13 protein-coding genes are annotated in these 15,797 nt (G+C 38.9%); 3 read left to right on the forward strand and 10 right to left on the reverse strand.

What is annotated here, in order from left to right; all coding sequences use genetic code 11:
- Positions 1–98 precede the first annotated feature (98 nt).
- The 5 genes from MS2017_RS06935 to MS2017_RS06955 form a co-directional block, all read right to left on the reverse strand.
- A complete protein-coding gene (locus tag MS2017_RS06935) occupies positions 99–599 on the reverse strand; it encodes a hypothetical protein (protein ID WP_071563437.1) in 501 nt (166 codons plus the stop codon).
- A gap of 465 nt (positions 600–1,064) precedes the next feature.
- Positions 1,065–2,315: an NADP-dependent isocitrate dehydrogenase gene (gene icd, locus MS2017_RS06940; protein WP_071563436.1), complete on the reverse strand. Its 1,251-nt coding sequence runs from the start codon at positions 2,313–2,315 to the stop codon at positions 1,065–1,067.
- Positions 2,316–2,324: 9 nt separating this feature from the next.
- The gene (rimI, locus tag MS2017_RS06945; RefSeq protein WP_084032261.1) at positions 2,325–2,780 is read right to left on the reverse strand and encodes a ribosomal protein S18-alanine N-acetyltransferase; all 456 of its coding nucleotides are present in this window, start codon (positions 2,778–2,780) and stop codon (positions 2,325–2,327) included.
- The gene (ilvA, locus tag MS2017_RS06950; protein ID WP_071563435.1) at positions 2,743–4,236 is read right to left on the reverse strand and encodes a threonine ammonia-lyase, biosynthetic; all 1,494 of its coding nucleotides are present in this window, start codon (positions 4,234–4,236) and stop codon (positions 2,743–2,745) included. Before ilvA ends, rimI begins: the two co-directional genes overlap by 38 nt.
- Complete coding sequence (locus tag MS2017_RS06955; RefSeq protein WP_122951737.1) at positions 4,220–4,981, reverse strand: HAD-IA family hydrolase; 762 nt, start codon at positions 4,979–4,981, stop codon at positions 4,220–4,222. The genes ilvA and MS2017_RS06955 overlap by 17 nt, the downstream gene beginning before the upstream one ends.
- Before the next feature lie 88 nt (positions 4,982–5,069).
- On the opposite strand from MS2017_RS06955, the gene dksA reads away from it, so the two are divergent.
- Positions 5,070–5,480, forward strand: a complete 411-nt coding sequence (gene dksA / locus MS2017_RS06960; protein ID WP_071563433.1) for an RNA polymerase-binding protein DksA — start codon at positions 5,070–5,072, stop codon at positions 5,478–5,480.
- 130 nt (positions 5,481–5,610) lie between these two features.
- Here dksA and thiL read toward each other — a convergent pair whose 3' ends face one another.
- Genes thiL through panC form a run of 3 tightly spaced genes read right to left on the reverse strand, consistent with a single transcriptional unit; the run spans position 5,611 to position 7,949 of the window.
- Positions 5,611–6,537, reverse strand: a complete 927-nt coding sequence (thiL, locus tag MS2017_RS06965; RefSeq protein WP_122951738.1) for a thiamine-phosphate kinase — start codon at positions 6,535–6,537, stop codon at positions 5,611–5,613.
- A 13-nt stretch (positions 6,538–6,550) separates the two neighbouring features.
- Positions 6,551–7,129 (reverse strand): NfuA family Fe-S biogenesis protein, encoded by a 579-nt coding sequence (locus MS2017_RS06970; protein ID WP_071565393.1) that lies wholly within the window; start codon positions 7,127–7,129, stop codon positions 6,551–6,553.
- Positions 7,130–7,145: 16 nt separating this feature from the next.
- Positions 7,146–7,949, reverse strand: coding sequence for a pantoate--beta-alanine ligase (gene panC / locus MS2017_RS06975; RefSeq protein ID WP_122951739.1), 804 nt, complete (start codon positions 7,947–7,949; stop codon positions 7,146–7,148).
- A 323-nt stretch (positions 7,950–8,272) separates the two neighbouring features.
- On the opposite strand from panC, the gene MS2017_RS06980 reads away from it, so the two are divergent.
- Both MS2017_RS06980 and MS2017_RS06990 read left to right on the forward strand, forming a co-directional pair.
- Positions 8,273–10,009: a galactose-binding domain-containing protein gene (locus tag MS2017_RS06980; RefSeq protein ID WP_071565395.1), complete on the forward strand. Its 1,737-nt coding sequence runs from the start codon at positions 8,273–8,275 to the stop codon at positions 10,007–10,009.
- A 425-nt stretch (positions 10,010–10,434) separates the two neighbouring features.
- A complete protein-coding gene (locus MS2017_RS06990) occupies positions 10,435–12,180 on the forward strand; it encodes a galactose-binding domain-containing protein (RefSeq protein ID WP_122951741.1) in 1,746 nt (581 codons plus the stop codon).
- Between the two features lie 440 nt (positions 12,181–12,620).
- Here MS2017_RS06990 and MS2017_RS06995 read toward each other — a convergent pair whose 3' ends face one another.
- Entirely contained in the window at positions 12,621–14,354 is a 1,734-nt protein-coding gene (locus tag MS2017_RS06995) for an autotransporter outer membrane beta-barrel domain-containing protein (RefSeq protein WP_122951742.1), read from the reverse strand.
- Between the two features lie 626 nt (positions 14,355–14,980).
- The gene (locus tag MS2017_RS07000; RefSeq protein ID WP_122951743.1) at positions 14,981–15,766 is read right to left on the reverse strand and encodes a DUF6615 family protein; all 786 of its coding nucleotides are present in this window, start codon (positions 15,764–15,766) and stop codon (positions 14,981–14,983) included.
- Positions 15,767–15,797: the final 31 nt, after the last annotated feature.

The raw sequence follows: 15,797 nt of genomic DNA on the forward strand, positions 1-15,797 counted from the left end.
TGATTAAAAGTCAAATGGATCAATATATCAGACATAAAAAAAACCACCCATAAGGTGGTTTTTTTATTGTACTAAAATTAATCAGTAATACTGACTAATTATTTAGCATTTAAAGACTGTGCTTTAGCGGTTGCATCTGCATAACCTTTAGCATAAGCGTCTGCTTGTGCTTTAGCAAAAGCATCAGCTTGACCTTTAGCGTACGCATCAGCTTGACCTTTAGCGGTCATATCTGCAACGCCTGTGCCTTTAGCATCAGCAGAACCAGAAGCTTTAGCGTCATTTTTATTCTTGGTATTGAACTTAAGTCCAAAATCAGTATCGTTTAACCAGTTGTTGCCGCCTTTGAAAGGACCCCAGTTATTAGAACCGTTAAAAGGACCAGCGTTAGAGCCGCCATTGAAAGGACCCCAATTGTTGCCGCCATTTACAGGACCCCAGTTAGAACCGCCATTCATAGGACCCCAATTAGAACCGCCATCAAAAGGACCCCAGTTATTGGAACCGTTGTAATTATTACCATTGTTGCCATTGTTGAAAAAACCAGCTGAAGCTGATGTGGCTACTACGATAGTAGCGATTGCGATAATTTTTTTCATAATATTTCCTAATTTTTTTTAACACACCATTATTGTTGTGTTTTCCGTCAAGCTTTTGTCTTGATAGGTGCGTATTATACTCAAACTATATTAGAAGTCAATTATATTCTAATACATAGTAATATGGAATCCAATAAACCCTTTTGTATCAGCATTAAAACCCCATGAAAAAAATATTATGTAAATAAAAAACTAGATAAAATGAAATTTTTGCGTCAATATGGACAGTTAGAAAAATTCATTTTTTTGCCAATTCGGCAAAAAATCTTACCCCAAGGGAAGTCTCCTACATTAGGCACAAATATCAACTAAAGACCAAATTTTATTCAACGCCCATGTCTAATGCAGAGACTTTCAAAGATAAAAGGTAAATTCTTAATGATTATCCACAAAGACTTCTTTGCAAATAAAAAAAATCCATCTACAAAGAGATGGATTTTTTTACCAACGATTCATTTTTTTCAGTTATGGCAGAGAATCAATCATTGCATCGCCGAACTCAGAGCAAGACAACAAAGTTGCGTCTTGCATCAGTCTTTCTAAATCATAAGTGACGGTTTTATTTTGAATAACCGTTGACATTGCCGTTAGCACCATATCTGCCGCTTCAGTCCAACCCATATAACGCAACATCATTTCTGCTGAAAGAATAATGGAGCCTGGATTGACTTTATCTTGTCCTGCATATTTTGGTGCGGTGCCGTGTGTGGCTTCAAATACTGCTGTGGTATCAGATAAGTTAGCGCCCGGTGCAATGCCAATACCGCCCACTTGTGCGGCTAAGGCATCTGAAATATAATCGCCATTTAAATTAAGGGTGGCAATCACTGAGTATTCCTCTGGGCGCAATAGTATTTGCTGCAAAAAAGCATCAGCGATCACATCTTTAATCGTGATAATGGTGCCTGTGTTGGGATTGGTAAATTGACACCAAGGGCCGTTATCAATGGTTTTGGCGCCAAATTCATCTTGTGCAAGTTGATACCCCCAATCTCTAAACCCACCCTCAGTGAACTTCATAATATTACCTTTATGCACCAAAGTAACGGAATCCTTGTCGTTGTCAATGGCATATTGAATGGCGGCACGAACTAAACGCGCTGTGCCCTCTTGGGAAACAGGCTTAATGCCAATGCTGGAAGTTTGAGGGAAGCGAATTTTAGTAACACCCATTTCATTTTGTAAAAAATCAATAACTTTTTTTACCTTGTCGCCACCTGCTTGGTATTCAATCCCCGCATAAATATCTTCAGAATTTTCTCTAAAAATAACCATATCAACTTTTTCAGGCGCTTTAACAGGCGAAGGCGTACCAACAAAATATTGTACTGGTCGCTGACAAATAAACAAATCCAGTTCTTGACGAATGGCAACATTAAGTGAGCGCATACCGCCCCCTACTGGCGTGGTAAGTGGGCCTTTAATAGAAAGGGTAAACTCTTTAATGGCATCAAGCGTTTCTTGTGGCAAATATTCACCATAAATATCGTTGGCTTTTTCGCCGGCGTAAATATCCATCCATTGAATTTCTTTTTTTCCATCATAAGCTTTATCTACAATCGCATCAATGACTTTTTTCATCACTGGAGAAACATCACTACCAATGCCATCACCCTCAATATAGGTAACAATTGGTTGATCTGGCACTTGAATGACGCCGTTTTTAAAGGTGATTTTTTCGCCATTAACTGGCATGTGGATACGCTTTTGAGTCATTTTTTATTATTAATTACTTATTAGGAAACGCAGTATTTTAGCATCTTCACCATCTGAATAATATTTTTTACGAATGTTAATCACTTTGAACCCCAATTTCTTGTAAAACAACAAGGCGTTATAATTGGTTATACGCACTTCTATAAACACCTCCTTAATATCCGATGTATCTAACAAGTGATTAAATAGTTGAGCGCCCAAGCCTTGGTGTTGATATGTAGGGTGAATACATATATTAAGCAAATCAGTAAACTCTAATGTGTGCAAAGCAATGCTGTAGCCCACTATTTGATTATCTTGCAGGATTAAATGCGCCAAAATATTCGAATTACTCAAACTCTGAATAAATTGCACCTCACTCCAAGGCGTTTTATAAGCAAGTCGTTCTATCGCTAAAACAGCATCTATATATTGTGGGTCAAATACCCTAAAGGAAATATTGATAGGCTTTGTTGTTGGTTTCATTTTGATAAAAGTAGCCGAGTTCGTCAAAACTACGCTCTATAGCTGCAATATCATCCACTTGTAATCCGATTAACACACGGCCAAAATCAGCACCATGATTGCGATAGTGGAACAAAGAGATGTTCCATTTGCTACCGATTTTTTTTAAAAAATTCAACAAAGCACCGGGGCGTTCAGGAAATTCAAAACGATACAAAACTTCATGGCTGGTTTCTGCACGGCCTCCCACCATATAACGAATGTGGGTCTTTGCAATTGAATTGTTACTCATGTCTAATACATCAAACGATTTGGCAAGTTTGCTTAACAACGCCTCTTTTTCGCTTAGCCCTTTGCTCAGTGCCACACCCACAAAAATACGCGCTTGATTAGAAGGCGTATAACGATAATTAAATTCGGTAATTGCATGCTGGTCAAGTAATTGACAAAATTTTAAAAAACTGCCCGGTTGTTCGGGAATAGTTGCAGCAATAATAGCCTCACTATGTTCACCTAAATCAGCACGCTCTGCAATATAACGCAAACGGTCAAAATTAACATTTGCCCCTGACACAATAGCAATCAAGTTTTCGTTTTCAATGTTATTCTGCGCTACATACTTTTTAAGCCCTGCAGTGGCTAAGGCACCAGATGGCTCCGCAATAGAGCGCACATCCTCATAAATGTCTTTAATCGCTGCGCAAATTTCATCGTTACTTACCAATATAACATCGTCCACCACTTCTTTAGCAATTGGATAGGTTTTTTCACCAATTTGCTTAACCGCTACACCATCAGCAAAACGCCCCACTTCAGACAAGATAATGCGTTCTCCAGTTTTGAGTGCTTGGTAAAGGGTTGGTGAGTCGCTTGGTTCAACGCCAATCACTTTAATATTAGGGGCATAATGTTTGAGATAAGTCGCCATACCTGCAATCAAACCGCCACCGCCTACAGGGATAAATACCTTGTCCATATTGGGCAATTGCTCTAACAACTCTTTGGCAATAGTTGCTTGACCTGCCATCACTTCGATATCATCATACGGATGGATAAACACCAAGTTTTGCTCTTGTTCCAATTGCTTGGCATATTGATACGCATCATCATACACATCACCATGCAAAATTACCTTGCCACCTAATTGCTTGACGGCATTAATTTTAATTTTAGGGGTGGAAAATGGCATAACAATGACTGATTTAATACCAAGTTTGGTTGCAGACATTGCCACACCTTGCGCATGATTACCTGCACTGGAAGCAATCACGCCTTTGGCTGCCTGTTCAGCTGACAAACTGGATATTTTTTGATAAGCGCCTCTTAACTTAAAAGCATGAATCGCTAACTTGTCTTCACGCTTTAAGTGAACCTTGTTTTTATTGCGTTCGCTTAACTGATACGCCAAACTCAATGGTGTTGGGCTAATAACATTATAAACGCGTGTTGAATTAACCAAATCAACAATATTCTTCATGCAACTCCTTTAAATAATCAACACTTACATAGGTAGCATCAGTGTCATCACCTTCTATAATAGTAAAAGGCTTATTCGGCTCACCTAGATTATTAAGAACAACCATTGCATTATCAAAACTGTGCGACTTGGTATATTCATTCACAGTAACCAATGTTTTTAAATTGGCATCTGTTGCGGCAACAATGCCATTGTATGAATCTTCGAAAACAATACATTCATTAGCCTCTAAATTCATTTTTGCCAATACCCAATGATAAATATCCCCTGCAGGCTTAAGGTTTGACACCACATTACCTGCGCCAATCACCTCAAACCAATCCAAAGCCTCACGCCCTAAAGTATTAACAATCAACGCATCAACATTCGCAGGCGTGGTGGTGGTAGCAATTGCCAATCTCAGCCCCGCTTCACGCGCCTCATTAAATAAACGCACTACACCGGTTCTTAAAGGAATATCGCCTGCATCTACAAGACGCACATAGATTTTGGTTTTTAGCGCATGTGTTTCTTTGGCAAATACATCAATATCATCACACGCAAACTCAGGCTTGTGCGTTTTTATATAATGCTTGATGCGTAATTGACCGCCCGTTACATCTAGTAATTGTTGATAAAGTTCGTTTGACCAGTGCCAATCAAGCCCTAGCGTTTCAAAAGCAAGATTAAAAGCAATTAAATGCCCATCACGCTCGGTATTTGCCAGTGTTCCATCGACATCAAAAATAAGTGCTTTTAATGACATTTTTAAAAAAAAACAATAAATAAAAATTGCTATTTTAAGGCAGTTTAGGTAAAAAGGTTATTTTTTTCATTAAAAACAAAAAAATACTATGTCAGAACCTTATTTTCAAAATATTCCCAACTATCAATCTAAAAAAAATGAAGAGTTTATGAGTAACGCACAAATTGAACACTTTAAGATCAAACTCAACGCCTGGAAAGAACAGTTAATCAGTGATGCCGAAACAACCATTACCCACATTCAAGAAGACTCCTCAAAAGTGGCTGATATCAACGACAGAGCGACACTTGAAGAGGAGTTTTCGCTTGAATTAAGAACGCGAGACCGTGAAAGAAAACTCATTAGTAAAATCGAAAAAACACTACATATTATTGAGTTAGGTGATTATGGCTATTGCAGGACTTGTGGCGCCGAAATCTCTCTGATGCGCTTAGAAGCTCGTCCAACAGCAGATGAGTGCATAGATTGCAAAACTATTGCCGAAAGAAAAGAAATTTAAAGCCACATAAAGAGCTTTAGAAGGGGTAACTGCTGGATTTTTATACATTTTTTTTAAAAAGTGAGACCTTTGCATAAATATGCATAATCATCAAGAATCCATATTTATGCAAAGGTCTCAAGTATTGCTTTTAAAAATGCTGATAAGACTGGCACCCCCCCTCTAATCCTTTTATTTCTAACCCCCGTTCCTCGGTAATAATGCCAATCTTGGTGATAACGATGTGCAATTTTTCTGCAATGAGCTGAATGGCGTCCATTTGTGTTTTTGGTGCAGTAAAGCACAATTCATAATCATCACCCCCTGCCAATGCTACACACCAATCTTGTGTATTGGCAATATGTACAGTCACCTCTGCTGATAATGGCAAGGCATTTATATCAATGCTGGCACCCACCTTTGAATGTGTCAAAATATGTGATAAGTCTTGTTCCAGTCCATCGGAAATATCAATACAACTATTTGCAATGCCCAACAAAGCCTGCCCTAATTTTACTTGTGGTTGTGGGCAGTTGAATTGCGCCAATAAGGATGTTGATGGAATTTGTTGTTTTTGAATTTGCCACCATGCTAGTGCGGCGTCGCCAAGTGTATTGGAAACAAATACATTGTCGCCCACCTTTGCACCTGAGCGCAACAAGGCTTGATTTTTTCTCAACATTCCTGTGGCATTAATGGTAATACTCAACGCCCCTTTGGTAGTATCGCCACCAATCAAATAAATATTGTGTTGCTGGGCAAGCGCTTTTAATGATTGGGAAAAGCCTTTAAGCCATTGCTCATCAATACTCGGCAAAGTAAGTGCCAACGAAAAATACCAAGGTGTTGCGCCCATGGCTGCCAAATCACTTAAATTAACCGCCAAGGCTTTATAGGCAATATCTTGTGGCGTGGTGTCTATTGGAAAATGTACCCCTTCAATTAAGGTATCGACAGTAATGGCAAGCTGTTGCTGACTACTAACGGAAACCAAAGCGCAATCATCCCCGACACCAAGTCCGTCTAAATCGGAATTTTTCCAAGTAAAATATTTTTCAATTAAAGAAAATTCATTCATTCGCACAAAAACGCTACATATAAGCGTTTTCTTTCTGCGTATGATCCGTTACATCTAAAATATTTTTGATTTCAGGATAAAGGGCTTTGAGTTGCGCTTCTACGCCATTTTTAAGTGTTATCTTAACTGATGAGCAACCTTGGCAGCCACCACCAAAATTTAAAATAACATCCATATCCTTGGTAATTTCTACCAAATCAACAAAACCGCCGTGCGAAGCAAGTTGTGGATTGACTTCAGCGGCAATAGTATATTTGATTCTTTCTTCAAGCGGTGCATCGTCTTTTGGCACTTCACCCTTGGCATTTGGTGCGGTAATAGTGAGTTTTTTACTTGACCCTTCTTCTTTAAGTGCCACTTCAGAATCTTTTAAATAGTCAAAATTGGCTTCATCAATAAAGGCAATAAAACCCTTGTATTCAAATTTAGAATAAGCCTTGCTCAAGTCTTTAGAATAACAAAAGTTAAAGGTAACAGCGGCGGCAGGTGTACCCGCTTTTTCGATATCAACCTTGAGCCCCAAATCCTCTTCACCTTGTTGTGTGAATAAATCAGCCACATAAGTTTCAGCTTCGTCAGTAATGTTAAACATAGTAATCCTTGGTAAATTATTTGGTAAAAATTATATTGTCAAGCAAACGCGTTGATCCTAAAAACACCGCACATAATATCGCAATTTTACTCGTATTATCAGTAATTTGTTTAAGTGTATTTGCATCCAACATTGCCAAATAATCCAATTCAAAGTCAGATTGCAATTGCTCGGTAGCGGATTTTATACCCAATTCCCCCCGTTGCAATTGACGCAGAATTTTATACAAATTTGGTGCAATCAAGCGCTCGTCCATATTCAAATACTGATTACGCGTACTCATTGCCAAGCCGTCTTCTTCCCTTACAATTACCCCTGTAATCACCTTAACGCCCGAAGTAAACCGCTTAATAATTTGCAATTGCTGATAATCTTTTTGCCCGAATACAGCAACATCAGGACGCACAATTTCAAACAAACGACGCACCACCTGCAATACTCCGTAAAAAAAATGCGGACGCGTTTTGCCACACAAAGTTTCAAACAAGTAGCGCTTTTCCTCAAACCCAGCCCGAGTAAAAACCACTTTATCAGGATAAATCACCTCAACATTAGGGACAAATGCACAATCTACTTGATGTTTTTCCAGTAATTTCAAATCACTATCTAGCGTGCGTGGATAATCAGCAAAATCCTCATTTTCACCAAACTGTGTCGGATTCACAAAAATACTCACTACCACCCTATCCGCATTCTCCCTCGCCAAATCAATCAACGACAAATGCCCTTGGTGCAATCCTCCCATCGTTGGCACAAAGGCAACCTTCTCGCCCTCGTTTCGCCACTTTTCCATGACATTTATATCGCTAATAATTTCCATAATTTTACAAAGATTGTGGTTTACTCGTATTTTTAAAAGAAGCAGTTGCTCGTCTAAATGTTATTTTAAGGGGTTTATTGACAATATAAAACCTAAATTGAGAGACTCTTGCATTAAAAAATGTTCTAATTTCAACAAACACACTTAGATTGTTTACTAAAAAAACTTTGCAAAAAAATACACAGTCTCAATAAAAAAATCTTTACCTTTCATCTGCACCAATCCAACATAACTTATTGAACAATATCTGGCAAACTTAAGACACTTGACAAAATATCAGTAATACATTAATATAAAGTTGTCAGTTAAAAAAGGAAAACACAATGAACTTAATGTCTATCAACAAAAATTTCAGTCGTACTTTGCTATTAATATCATCCCTCATCACCGTTACAGCCCACGCTGACAAGGATTCAAACTACAATAATTTGGCCTTCGGCAAACATGCTACTCAATCCAGCGACTATTCTGCCACATCGTACCATGCCACAAATGCAGTTAACGGCAGAACCGAGGGTAAACACTGGCGGAACAATATCACTGTCACCAAAAAAGAACAAGGTGCCTGGTGGAAAGTTGATTTGGGCAATGAACAAAATATCAAGCAAATCATCATCTACAACCGTACCGATTGTTGCTCGGACAGACTAAAAAACTACCAAGTCAGTGTTTCTACCAAAAAAGACTTTAGTATGATCACTTACCAACAAGACTTTCATGTTACGCCTGGCCCCAAACAAACCATTGAATTTGGCGCACAAGGAAAACAAGGTCGATATGTTAAAATTCAACTACTTGACGAGAACTTTCTATCCCTATCAGAAGTCCAAGTAATGGGAGGTAAATTTTGTAGTGCAAAAGCAGAAAATTGGCGTATTGCTGAAACAAATTACTCTAATGTTTATAATGATTTTGGTGGGCGTTGGAATGCACCAAATTACCCCAGTAGTGGCGCCTTTGCCGCCCTTAAAGCTGATGGTTCAATCATGACTTGGGGTTCAACCAAAATCTGGGGTAGTACAGCAAATAAGCGCGCACCTAAGGACAACGGTTATATTAAGATTTATTCGGCTGCCAATGCTTTTGCCGCTCTTAAAGCTGATGGTTCAATCACGGATTGGGGTGACAGAACTTATGTAAGAAAAAGGGCACCCACTGATAATGGCTATACCAAGATCTATTCAACTCATGACGCTTTTGCTGCCCTTAAAACTGATGGTTCAATCACGACTTGGGGCGACACAAGGATTGGAGGTAAAAATGCACCCACCGACAAGAACTACATCAGGATCTATTCAAATTATGGCGCTTTTGCTGCCCTTAAAGCTGATGGTTCAATCACGGCTTGGGGTAGTCCATATCATGGAGGCATAAAAGCACCTGATGACAAGAACTATACCAAGATTTATTCAAATGCGTACGCCTTTGCTGCCCTTAAAGCTGATGGCTCAATCACGGCTTGGGGCGACCCAGAGAAAGGGGGTGAAGGAGCACCTAAAGGCAATGATTATGTTAAGATTTACTCAACTAATAGCGCTTTTGCTGCCCTTAAAGCTGACAGTTCAATCGTAACTTGGGGCGACTCAGATGCTGGAGGCACAAACGCACCTACTGACGATGGCTATACCGAGATTTATTCAAATAATCGAGCATTTGCCGCCCTTAAAACCGATGGCTCAATCTCAGCTTGGGGTAAAAAAATCTTTGGCGGTAATAATGCACCTAAAGATAGCGGTTATACCAAGATTTATTCAACTTACAATTCTTTTGCCGCTATTAAAACCGATGGCTCAATCTCAGCTTGGGGTAGCAGACCCGATGGTGGTAGGGGTGCACCTAAAGATAGCGGTTACACCAAGATTTATTCAAATTTTAGTGCCTTTGCCGCCCTTAAGGCTAATGGCTCAATCAGGGTTTGGGGTCAAGCAACTCATGGAGGTCGAGGTGCACCTGAAGATAGAGGTTATACCAAGATTTATTCAAATTTTAGTGCCTTTACCGCCGTTAAAGCCGATGGCTCAATTACGGTTTGGGGTTATAAGGTTAAATTACCTGATTAACATTCTATATGTTTTTAGATTGACGGATTAAAAATAAAACAATATTTTTTAACTTCAGCAAACAACCCAAGTTTTTTTTACTTGGTTTTTTACTTGGTTTTTTTTGTTGTGTGACAACAAAAAAGTTAAAAAAAGTCTGTATCGCCATTTGTAAAAAATAAAATGCATAATACAATGAAACCTTTGTACTTATAATGTTGAATTCAAGATAAACAATCATCAAGAGTCCACTTTTTTATCTATTTGACATTTTTTCCAGCAACACCCAGCAGTCCTCGCTTTAGATCTGACAAGACGGGCTGTATAAAAAATTACAAAATGAGTGGAAGTTGCGATTCATATCCAATGTCCGTCAAATTTAAAACACTTGACAAAAACTCAATAATACACTATTATAAAGTTGTCAGTTAAATAAGGAAAACACGATGAACTTAATGCTTATCAACAAAAACCTCAGTCGCATTGTGTTACTAACAATGTCTCTCATTGCTGCTACAGTTCACGCTGGTATTGATTTAGCCTACGGCAAACATGCTACTCAATCTAGCCAACACTTCTCTGCACATGGTCAGGCCGAAAATGCAGTTGACGGTAATACTGACGGTAACTGGAGTGACAACAGTATCACCCACACTAACAATGAACAAGGCGCTTGGTGGCAAGTTGATTTAGGCAGTGAACAAAACATTAATCAAATCATCATCTACAACCGCACCGATTGTTGTTCGAGCAGACTAAGCAACTACCAAGTTAGTATTTCTACTAAAGAAGACTTTAGCATTAACTCTTATCAACAAGACTTTCATACTGCACCTGACCCCAAGCAAATCATTAAATTAAACAAACGAGGTAGACAAGGTCGATATGTTAAAATTCAACTACTTGACAAGAACTTTCTATCTCTAGCAGAAGTTCAGGTTATGGGTGGCGATCTTTGTAGTGAGACAATAGAAAATTGGCGTTTTCCTGAAGTAGATTATTCTAGTGCTGGTAATGATTTTGGCGGAATTTCTAATGCGCCATTTCGCCCTAATAAAGGTGCCTTTGCTGTTCTTAAAGCTGATGGTTCAATTACAGCTTGGGGTCGCCCAAATGTAGGAGGTCGAGGTGCACCCACTGATGGTGGTTATGCTAAAATTTATTCAACCGCCAAAGCCTTTGCTGCCCTTAAAGCTGATGGTTCAATTACAGCTTGGGGTGAACCAACTCATGGAGGTGAGGGCGCACCTAAGGGCAAGAGTTACACCAAAATTTTCTCAACTTATGGTGCCTTTGCCGCCCTTAAAGTTGATGGTACAATCAAAGTTTGGGGTAAATCAAACCAAGAATATGAAAATGCACCGCCCACCGATAGTGGTTATACCGACATTTCTTCTTCCAACTTCGCCTTTGCCGCCCTTAAAGCTAATGGCACAATCACGGCCTGGGGTGACACAGACTCTGGAGGTGGGCACGCACCCACCGACAGTGGCTACACCAAAATATATTCAAATGTTTTTGGTTTTGCCGCCCTTAGAATCAATGGCTCAATCGCAACTTGGGGTAACTTAGGGGGAGGAAACAAGTCTGCGCCTAGTGGCCACGACACTGGTTACATCAGAATTTATTCAACCACTAGTAGCTTTGCCGCTATTAAAGCCGACGGCTCAATTACCGCTTGGGGTGGCTTAGGTGCTGGAGGCAAGGGCGCACCTAGTGACAACGGTTATACCGAGATTTACTCAAATGATGCCGCCTTTGCCGCTCTTAAGGCTGATGGCTCAATCACAGCCTGGGGGCATCCAAATTATGGAGGCAAAGGCGCACCTGAAGGCAGTGGTTACACCAAAATTTATTCAACCAGATATGCTTTTGCTGCTATTAAGTCCGATGGCTCAATCACGGCATGGGGGAATCTAAATTATGGAGGAAAAGGCGCACCTGAAGACAAAGGCTACACCAAGATTTTTTCAACTTATGGCACCTTTGCCGCCCTTAAAATTGGTGGCTCAATCACAGGCTGGGGTTGGAATTGGATTGATGCACCTGCTGGCGCTAAAAGTGCGCCCACTGACAATGGTTATATCAATATTTATTCAACTGAAGATGCCTTTGCCGCCATTAAAACCGATGGCTCAATGACGACTTGGGGTAATTTAGGCAAAGGAGGTGCAGGTGCACCCGCTGATTAATTATACTGACAGCTTCCAATTTATATCATTTTATTTTTAAAAGTGATATAAATCCACCTAGCCTAGTAAGATCTAAGAAAGTTGAAAATATGAATCTTTCTAATCCGTTCATATTTATACAGTTGGTGACTAAATGCACAGTTGAAGACTGCTATCATTTTCAAAAATAAAATGAATAATATAGTGCTTAATACTTGGGGTGAGAATGGGGAACATGACATAAGTCAATTAACATCTTATGCTTTAGGCATTTAAGCAAATATTTGACTATATGTGGACGAAAAAAAACCACCCCAAAAGGTGGCTTTATGCTATTTCAAAATAAATAATATGGTGCTTGCAATCACCCAAATATTAACAGTATCAACTATGCTATTAGGGTTGTAAAAATCTCCTGTTTATTTGAAAACACCCTTCATTTTACTTGCGAAAAACAGCCCCTACAACACACCAAAGGCATTTAGAGAAAGCGACTCCACATTATCGAAAAAATGATGGGAGTAAGCCCCTGGCTCTATAAAATAATGGGAGTAAGCCCCTGACCCTATAAAATGATGGGAGTAAGCCTCTGGCTCTATATTGAAATAATCGGGTTTTCCCATAAATATATGATTAATAAGGTCAGCATCAACCTTGTCAATGGGAGCCGTATGGTCACTATTTTTTTCATGACTCTTGCTAGTATCAATTGTTGAATAATTAACCATGCTTGCAAAAGGATATTGGGTAAAAAATGCATGACCTTCTGTATCAGTAATACCAGCCATTAAAGCGTTTGTGAGAGGTGTTCCATTCACTACTAAAGCACCATTGTCACCCGGTGCAACCGTGTAAGTTAATGTTCTAGAATTTTCACCATCAATACCACGCCAAACAGCGTCAACCGCTACACCGCCAACAGTAAAAATGCTATCTGTAAGACCAGAGGTTAAACCTTTAACTGCTTCATTAAAGCCAATAACCACGATAACAGTATCACCAGTATGGAGGTCATCACCTGTACGCTCCATAGACAGTTTTGTTAATTGCAGGTCATTATCAGCAGTGTTAATTGTTGAATAATTAGCCATGTCTGCAAAAGGATATTGGCTAAAAAATGTATTACCTTCTGTATCGGTAACACCAGCCATTAAAGCATCTGTGAGAGAGGTTCCGTTCACTGCTAGAATACCATTGTCGCCCGATGCAACCGTATAAGTCAATGTTCTAGAATTTCCGCCATCAATACCACTCCAAACAGCGTCAACCGCTACACCGCCAACAGTAAAAATGTTATCTGCATGACTAGAGGTTAGCCCTTTAACTGCTTCATTAAAGTCAATAGTCAAGGTAACAATGTCGCCAACACTGGTACCCTCGCCTGTATGCTCCATACGCAGTTTTGTGAATCTTAGGTCGTCACTAACAGTGTTAATTGTTGAATAATTAGCCATGTCTGCAAAAGGATATTGGCTAAAAAATGCATTACCTTCTGTATCGGTAACACCAGCCATTAAAGCATCTGTAAGAGAGGTTCCGTTCACTGCTAGAATACCATTGTCGCCCGATGCAACCGTATAAGTCAATGTTCTAGAATTTCCGCCATCAATACCACTCCAAACAGCGTCAACCGCTACACCGCCAACAGTAAAAATGTTATCTGCATGACTAGAGGTTAGCCCTTTAACTGCTTCATTAAAGTCAATAGTCAAGGTAACAATGTCGCCAATACTGGTGCCCTCGCCTGTATGCTCCATACGCAGTTTTGTGAATTCCAGGTCATTGCTGACAGTGCTAATGACTGAATGATTAACCATGCTTGCAAAAGGATATTCGGCAAAAAATGCATGACCTTCTGTATCAGTAATACCAGCCATTAAAGCGTTTGTGAGGGGTGTTCCATTCACTACTAAAGCACCATTGTCACCCGGTGCAACCGTGTAAGTTAATGTTCTAGAATTTTCACCATCAATACCACGCCAAACAGCGTCAACCGCTACACCGCCAACAGTAAAAATGCTATCTGTAAGACTAGAGGTTAGTCCTTCAACTGCCCCATCAAAGTTGATAACCAAGGTAACGGTGTCACCAACATTGGTACCATTACCTACATGCTCCATAGACAGTTTTGTTAATTGCAGAGTTGAGTGACTAACGACATCCTCTTCCTTAGTTTTATCATGTTTTGCTTTCATTGTATTCTCCAAATTGTTATATTTTTTTAAAACAAATCAAGATCATTTTTAACGCATAAACTCTTCTTACAAAGAAACGCAAACACTTAAAAATCAATCTTTACTTTTACAGAAATGCCATTCAACAAAGAGTAGAACTAGATTTAAAAAACTGCTAAGTTGGTAAGATAAACCCTTGATTAATCAGGCCTATATAGACACTAAAGAATTTAATTATACCTCAATTTATTTTTCTAAATAACGCTATTATCAATAAAAATATTGTGTTAATCAAACGCCTAAATTTAGACGATAATTTTGTTTATAAAAATAAACTAAAATCCAGAAATGGCTTGTAATTCCCCTCTTTCCATCCCGCTAAAAACATTATTTATTACCCTTATTTCATTAAAAACTCAACCACAACATACACGCATATTTTGGGTGCAATTACAGTGATGATAATTTTTAATTCTATTGGATTTTATTTGCTTTATGCTTTCAAAAAAAGGATGGGTTGCAAACCTCTGTCTATGGCGGTTGCATGTATTCCGAAACAAAGACTAGGATCGAAAGCAACCTATTCAAATCTAATCGCCTCAATTGCTTGACTGTATGGCAAATCATATACAATTTAATCAACACCATTATTCATCTCGAAGATCTAAAACAACCAGTGAATTAAACTCTTTAAGTTCATCTTTAAAACTCTCTTTATATTCTTGAGTTTTAAAATGCCCACTCTCCAAGAAACGAGTCACATACGGAGGGATATTATTGGTTTCATACTTACCCAGTTCTTCAGTGTCACTGTCCTTATTGTAATAAAACTTTATATATTCATAGAATGACAGAACTGATGGCTTTCCTTCATGTATTAAACAACACGCCATACAGTGCAATGGTTTTGATTTTGACAATATATCATCAGCCTCCACTTTGGTTTTTCCATTTTTAATATAGCTGTCAAAAAGAACTTGAGCCGATGCAATGAACACACCTTGTTTCTTTGCTGATTTTGGGCAAATTACTTTTTGAGTTTTTGTGGGTGCACAATATAATGCATAGAATGGTATAAAATTATTTGCTTTTGCATCTTGAATTAACTTTTCAATTTGCCGCCCATGTTTATTTTCATAAGCTAAACGCTTATAATTACCCTTATCCTCACCCTCTATAATTTTCTTTGCTTGTATTCTCATGCCAATAGAAAATTTATTACCTATTACCCACCACTCCCAATCTGCTCCTGTAGTGCAACCCTCCTGCTTCCGTGTAAATTTTATATACTTCAACTTTGACTGTGGAAAGTCCGACAAGGTAAAAAGAAGCCAGTCTGTAATAGACTCCTCCCCAGTTGCTGCCTGCTTACCAAGCCATTTATGTATAAATTCAGATGATTTTTTGAATTCTGAGCAATGTGTATTTGTCATCTTGCTTTCCTTAGTTATATTATTTTTTTGC

The organism is Bathymodiolus thermophilus thioautotrophic gill symbiont, assembly GCF_003711265.1.
GTDB lineage: Bacteria > Pseudomonadota > Gammaproteobacteria > PS1 > Pseudothioglobaceae > Thiodubiliella.

What these genes read in the sequence shown, in the direction of transcription:
- MS2017_RS06935 (WP_071563437.1), bottom strand. Translation starts at nt 599, where the DNA reads ATGAAAAAAATTATCGCAATCGCTACTATCGTAGTAGCCACATCAGCT.
- ilvA (WP_071563435.1), bottom strand. Translation starts at nt 4,236, where the DNA reads ATGAAGAATATTGTTGATTTGGTTAATTCAACACGCGTTTATAATGTT.
- MS2017_RS06995 (WP_122951742.1), bottom strand. Translation starts at nt 14,354, where the DNA reads ATGAAAGCAAAACATGATAAAACTAAGGAAGAGGATGTCGTTAGTCAC.
- MS2017_RS07000 (WP_122951743.1), bottom strand. Translation starts at nt 15,766, where the DNA reads ATGACAAATACACATTGCTCAGAATTCAAAAAATCATCTGAATTTATA.
- dksA (WP_071563433.1), top strand. Translation starts at nt 5,070, where the DNA reads ATGTCAGAACCTTATTTTCAAAATATTCCCAACTATCAATCTAAAAAA.
- MS2017_RS06955 (WP_122951737.1), bottom strand. Translation starts at nt 4,981, where the DNA reads ATGTCATTAAAAGCACTTATTTTTGATGTCGATGGAACACTGGCAAAT.
- icd (WP_071563436.1), bottom strand. Translation starts at nt 2,315, where the DNA reads ATGACTCAAAAGCGTATCCACATGCCAGTTAATGGCGAAAAAATCACC.
- panC (WP_122951739.1), bottom strand. Translation starts at nt 7,949, where the DNA reads ATGGAAATTATTAGCGATATAAATGTCATGGAAAAGTGGCGAAACGAG.
- MS2017_RS06970 (WP_071565393.1), bottom strand. Translation starts at nt 7,129, where the DNA reads ATGTTTAACATTACTGACGAAGCTGAAACTTATGTGGCTGATTTATTC.
- MS2017_RS06990 (WP_122951741.1), top strand. Translation starts at nt 10,435, where the DNA reads ATGAACTTAATGCTTATCAACAAAAACCTCAGTCGCATTGTGTTACTA.
- rimI (WP_084032261.1), bottom strand. Translation starts at nt 2,780, where the DNA reads ATGAAACCAACAACAAAGCCTATCAATATTTCCTTTAGGGTATTTGAC.
- thiL (WP_122951738.1), bottom strand. Translation starts at nt 6,537, where the DNA reads ATGAATGAATTTTCTTTAATTGAAAAATATTTTACTTGGAAAAATTCC.
- MS2017_RS06980 (WP_071565395.1), top strand. Translation starts at nt 8,273, where the DNA reads ATGAACTTAATGTCTATCAACAAAAATTTCAGTCGTACTTTGCTATTA.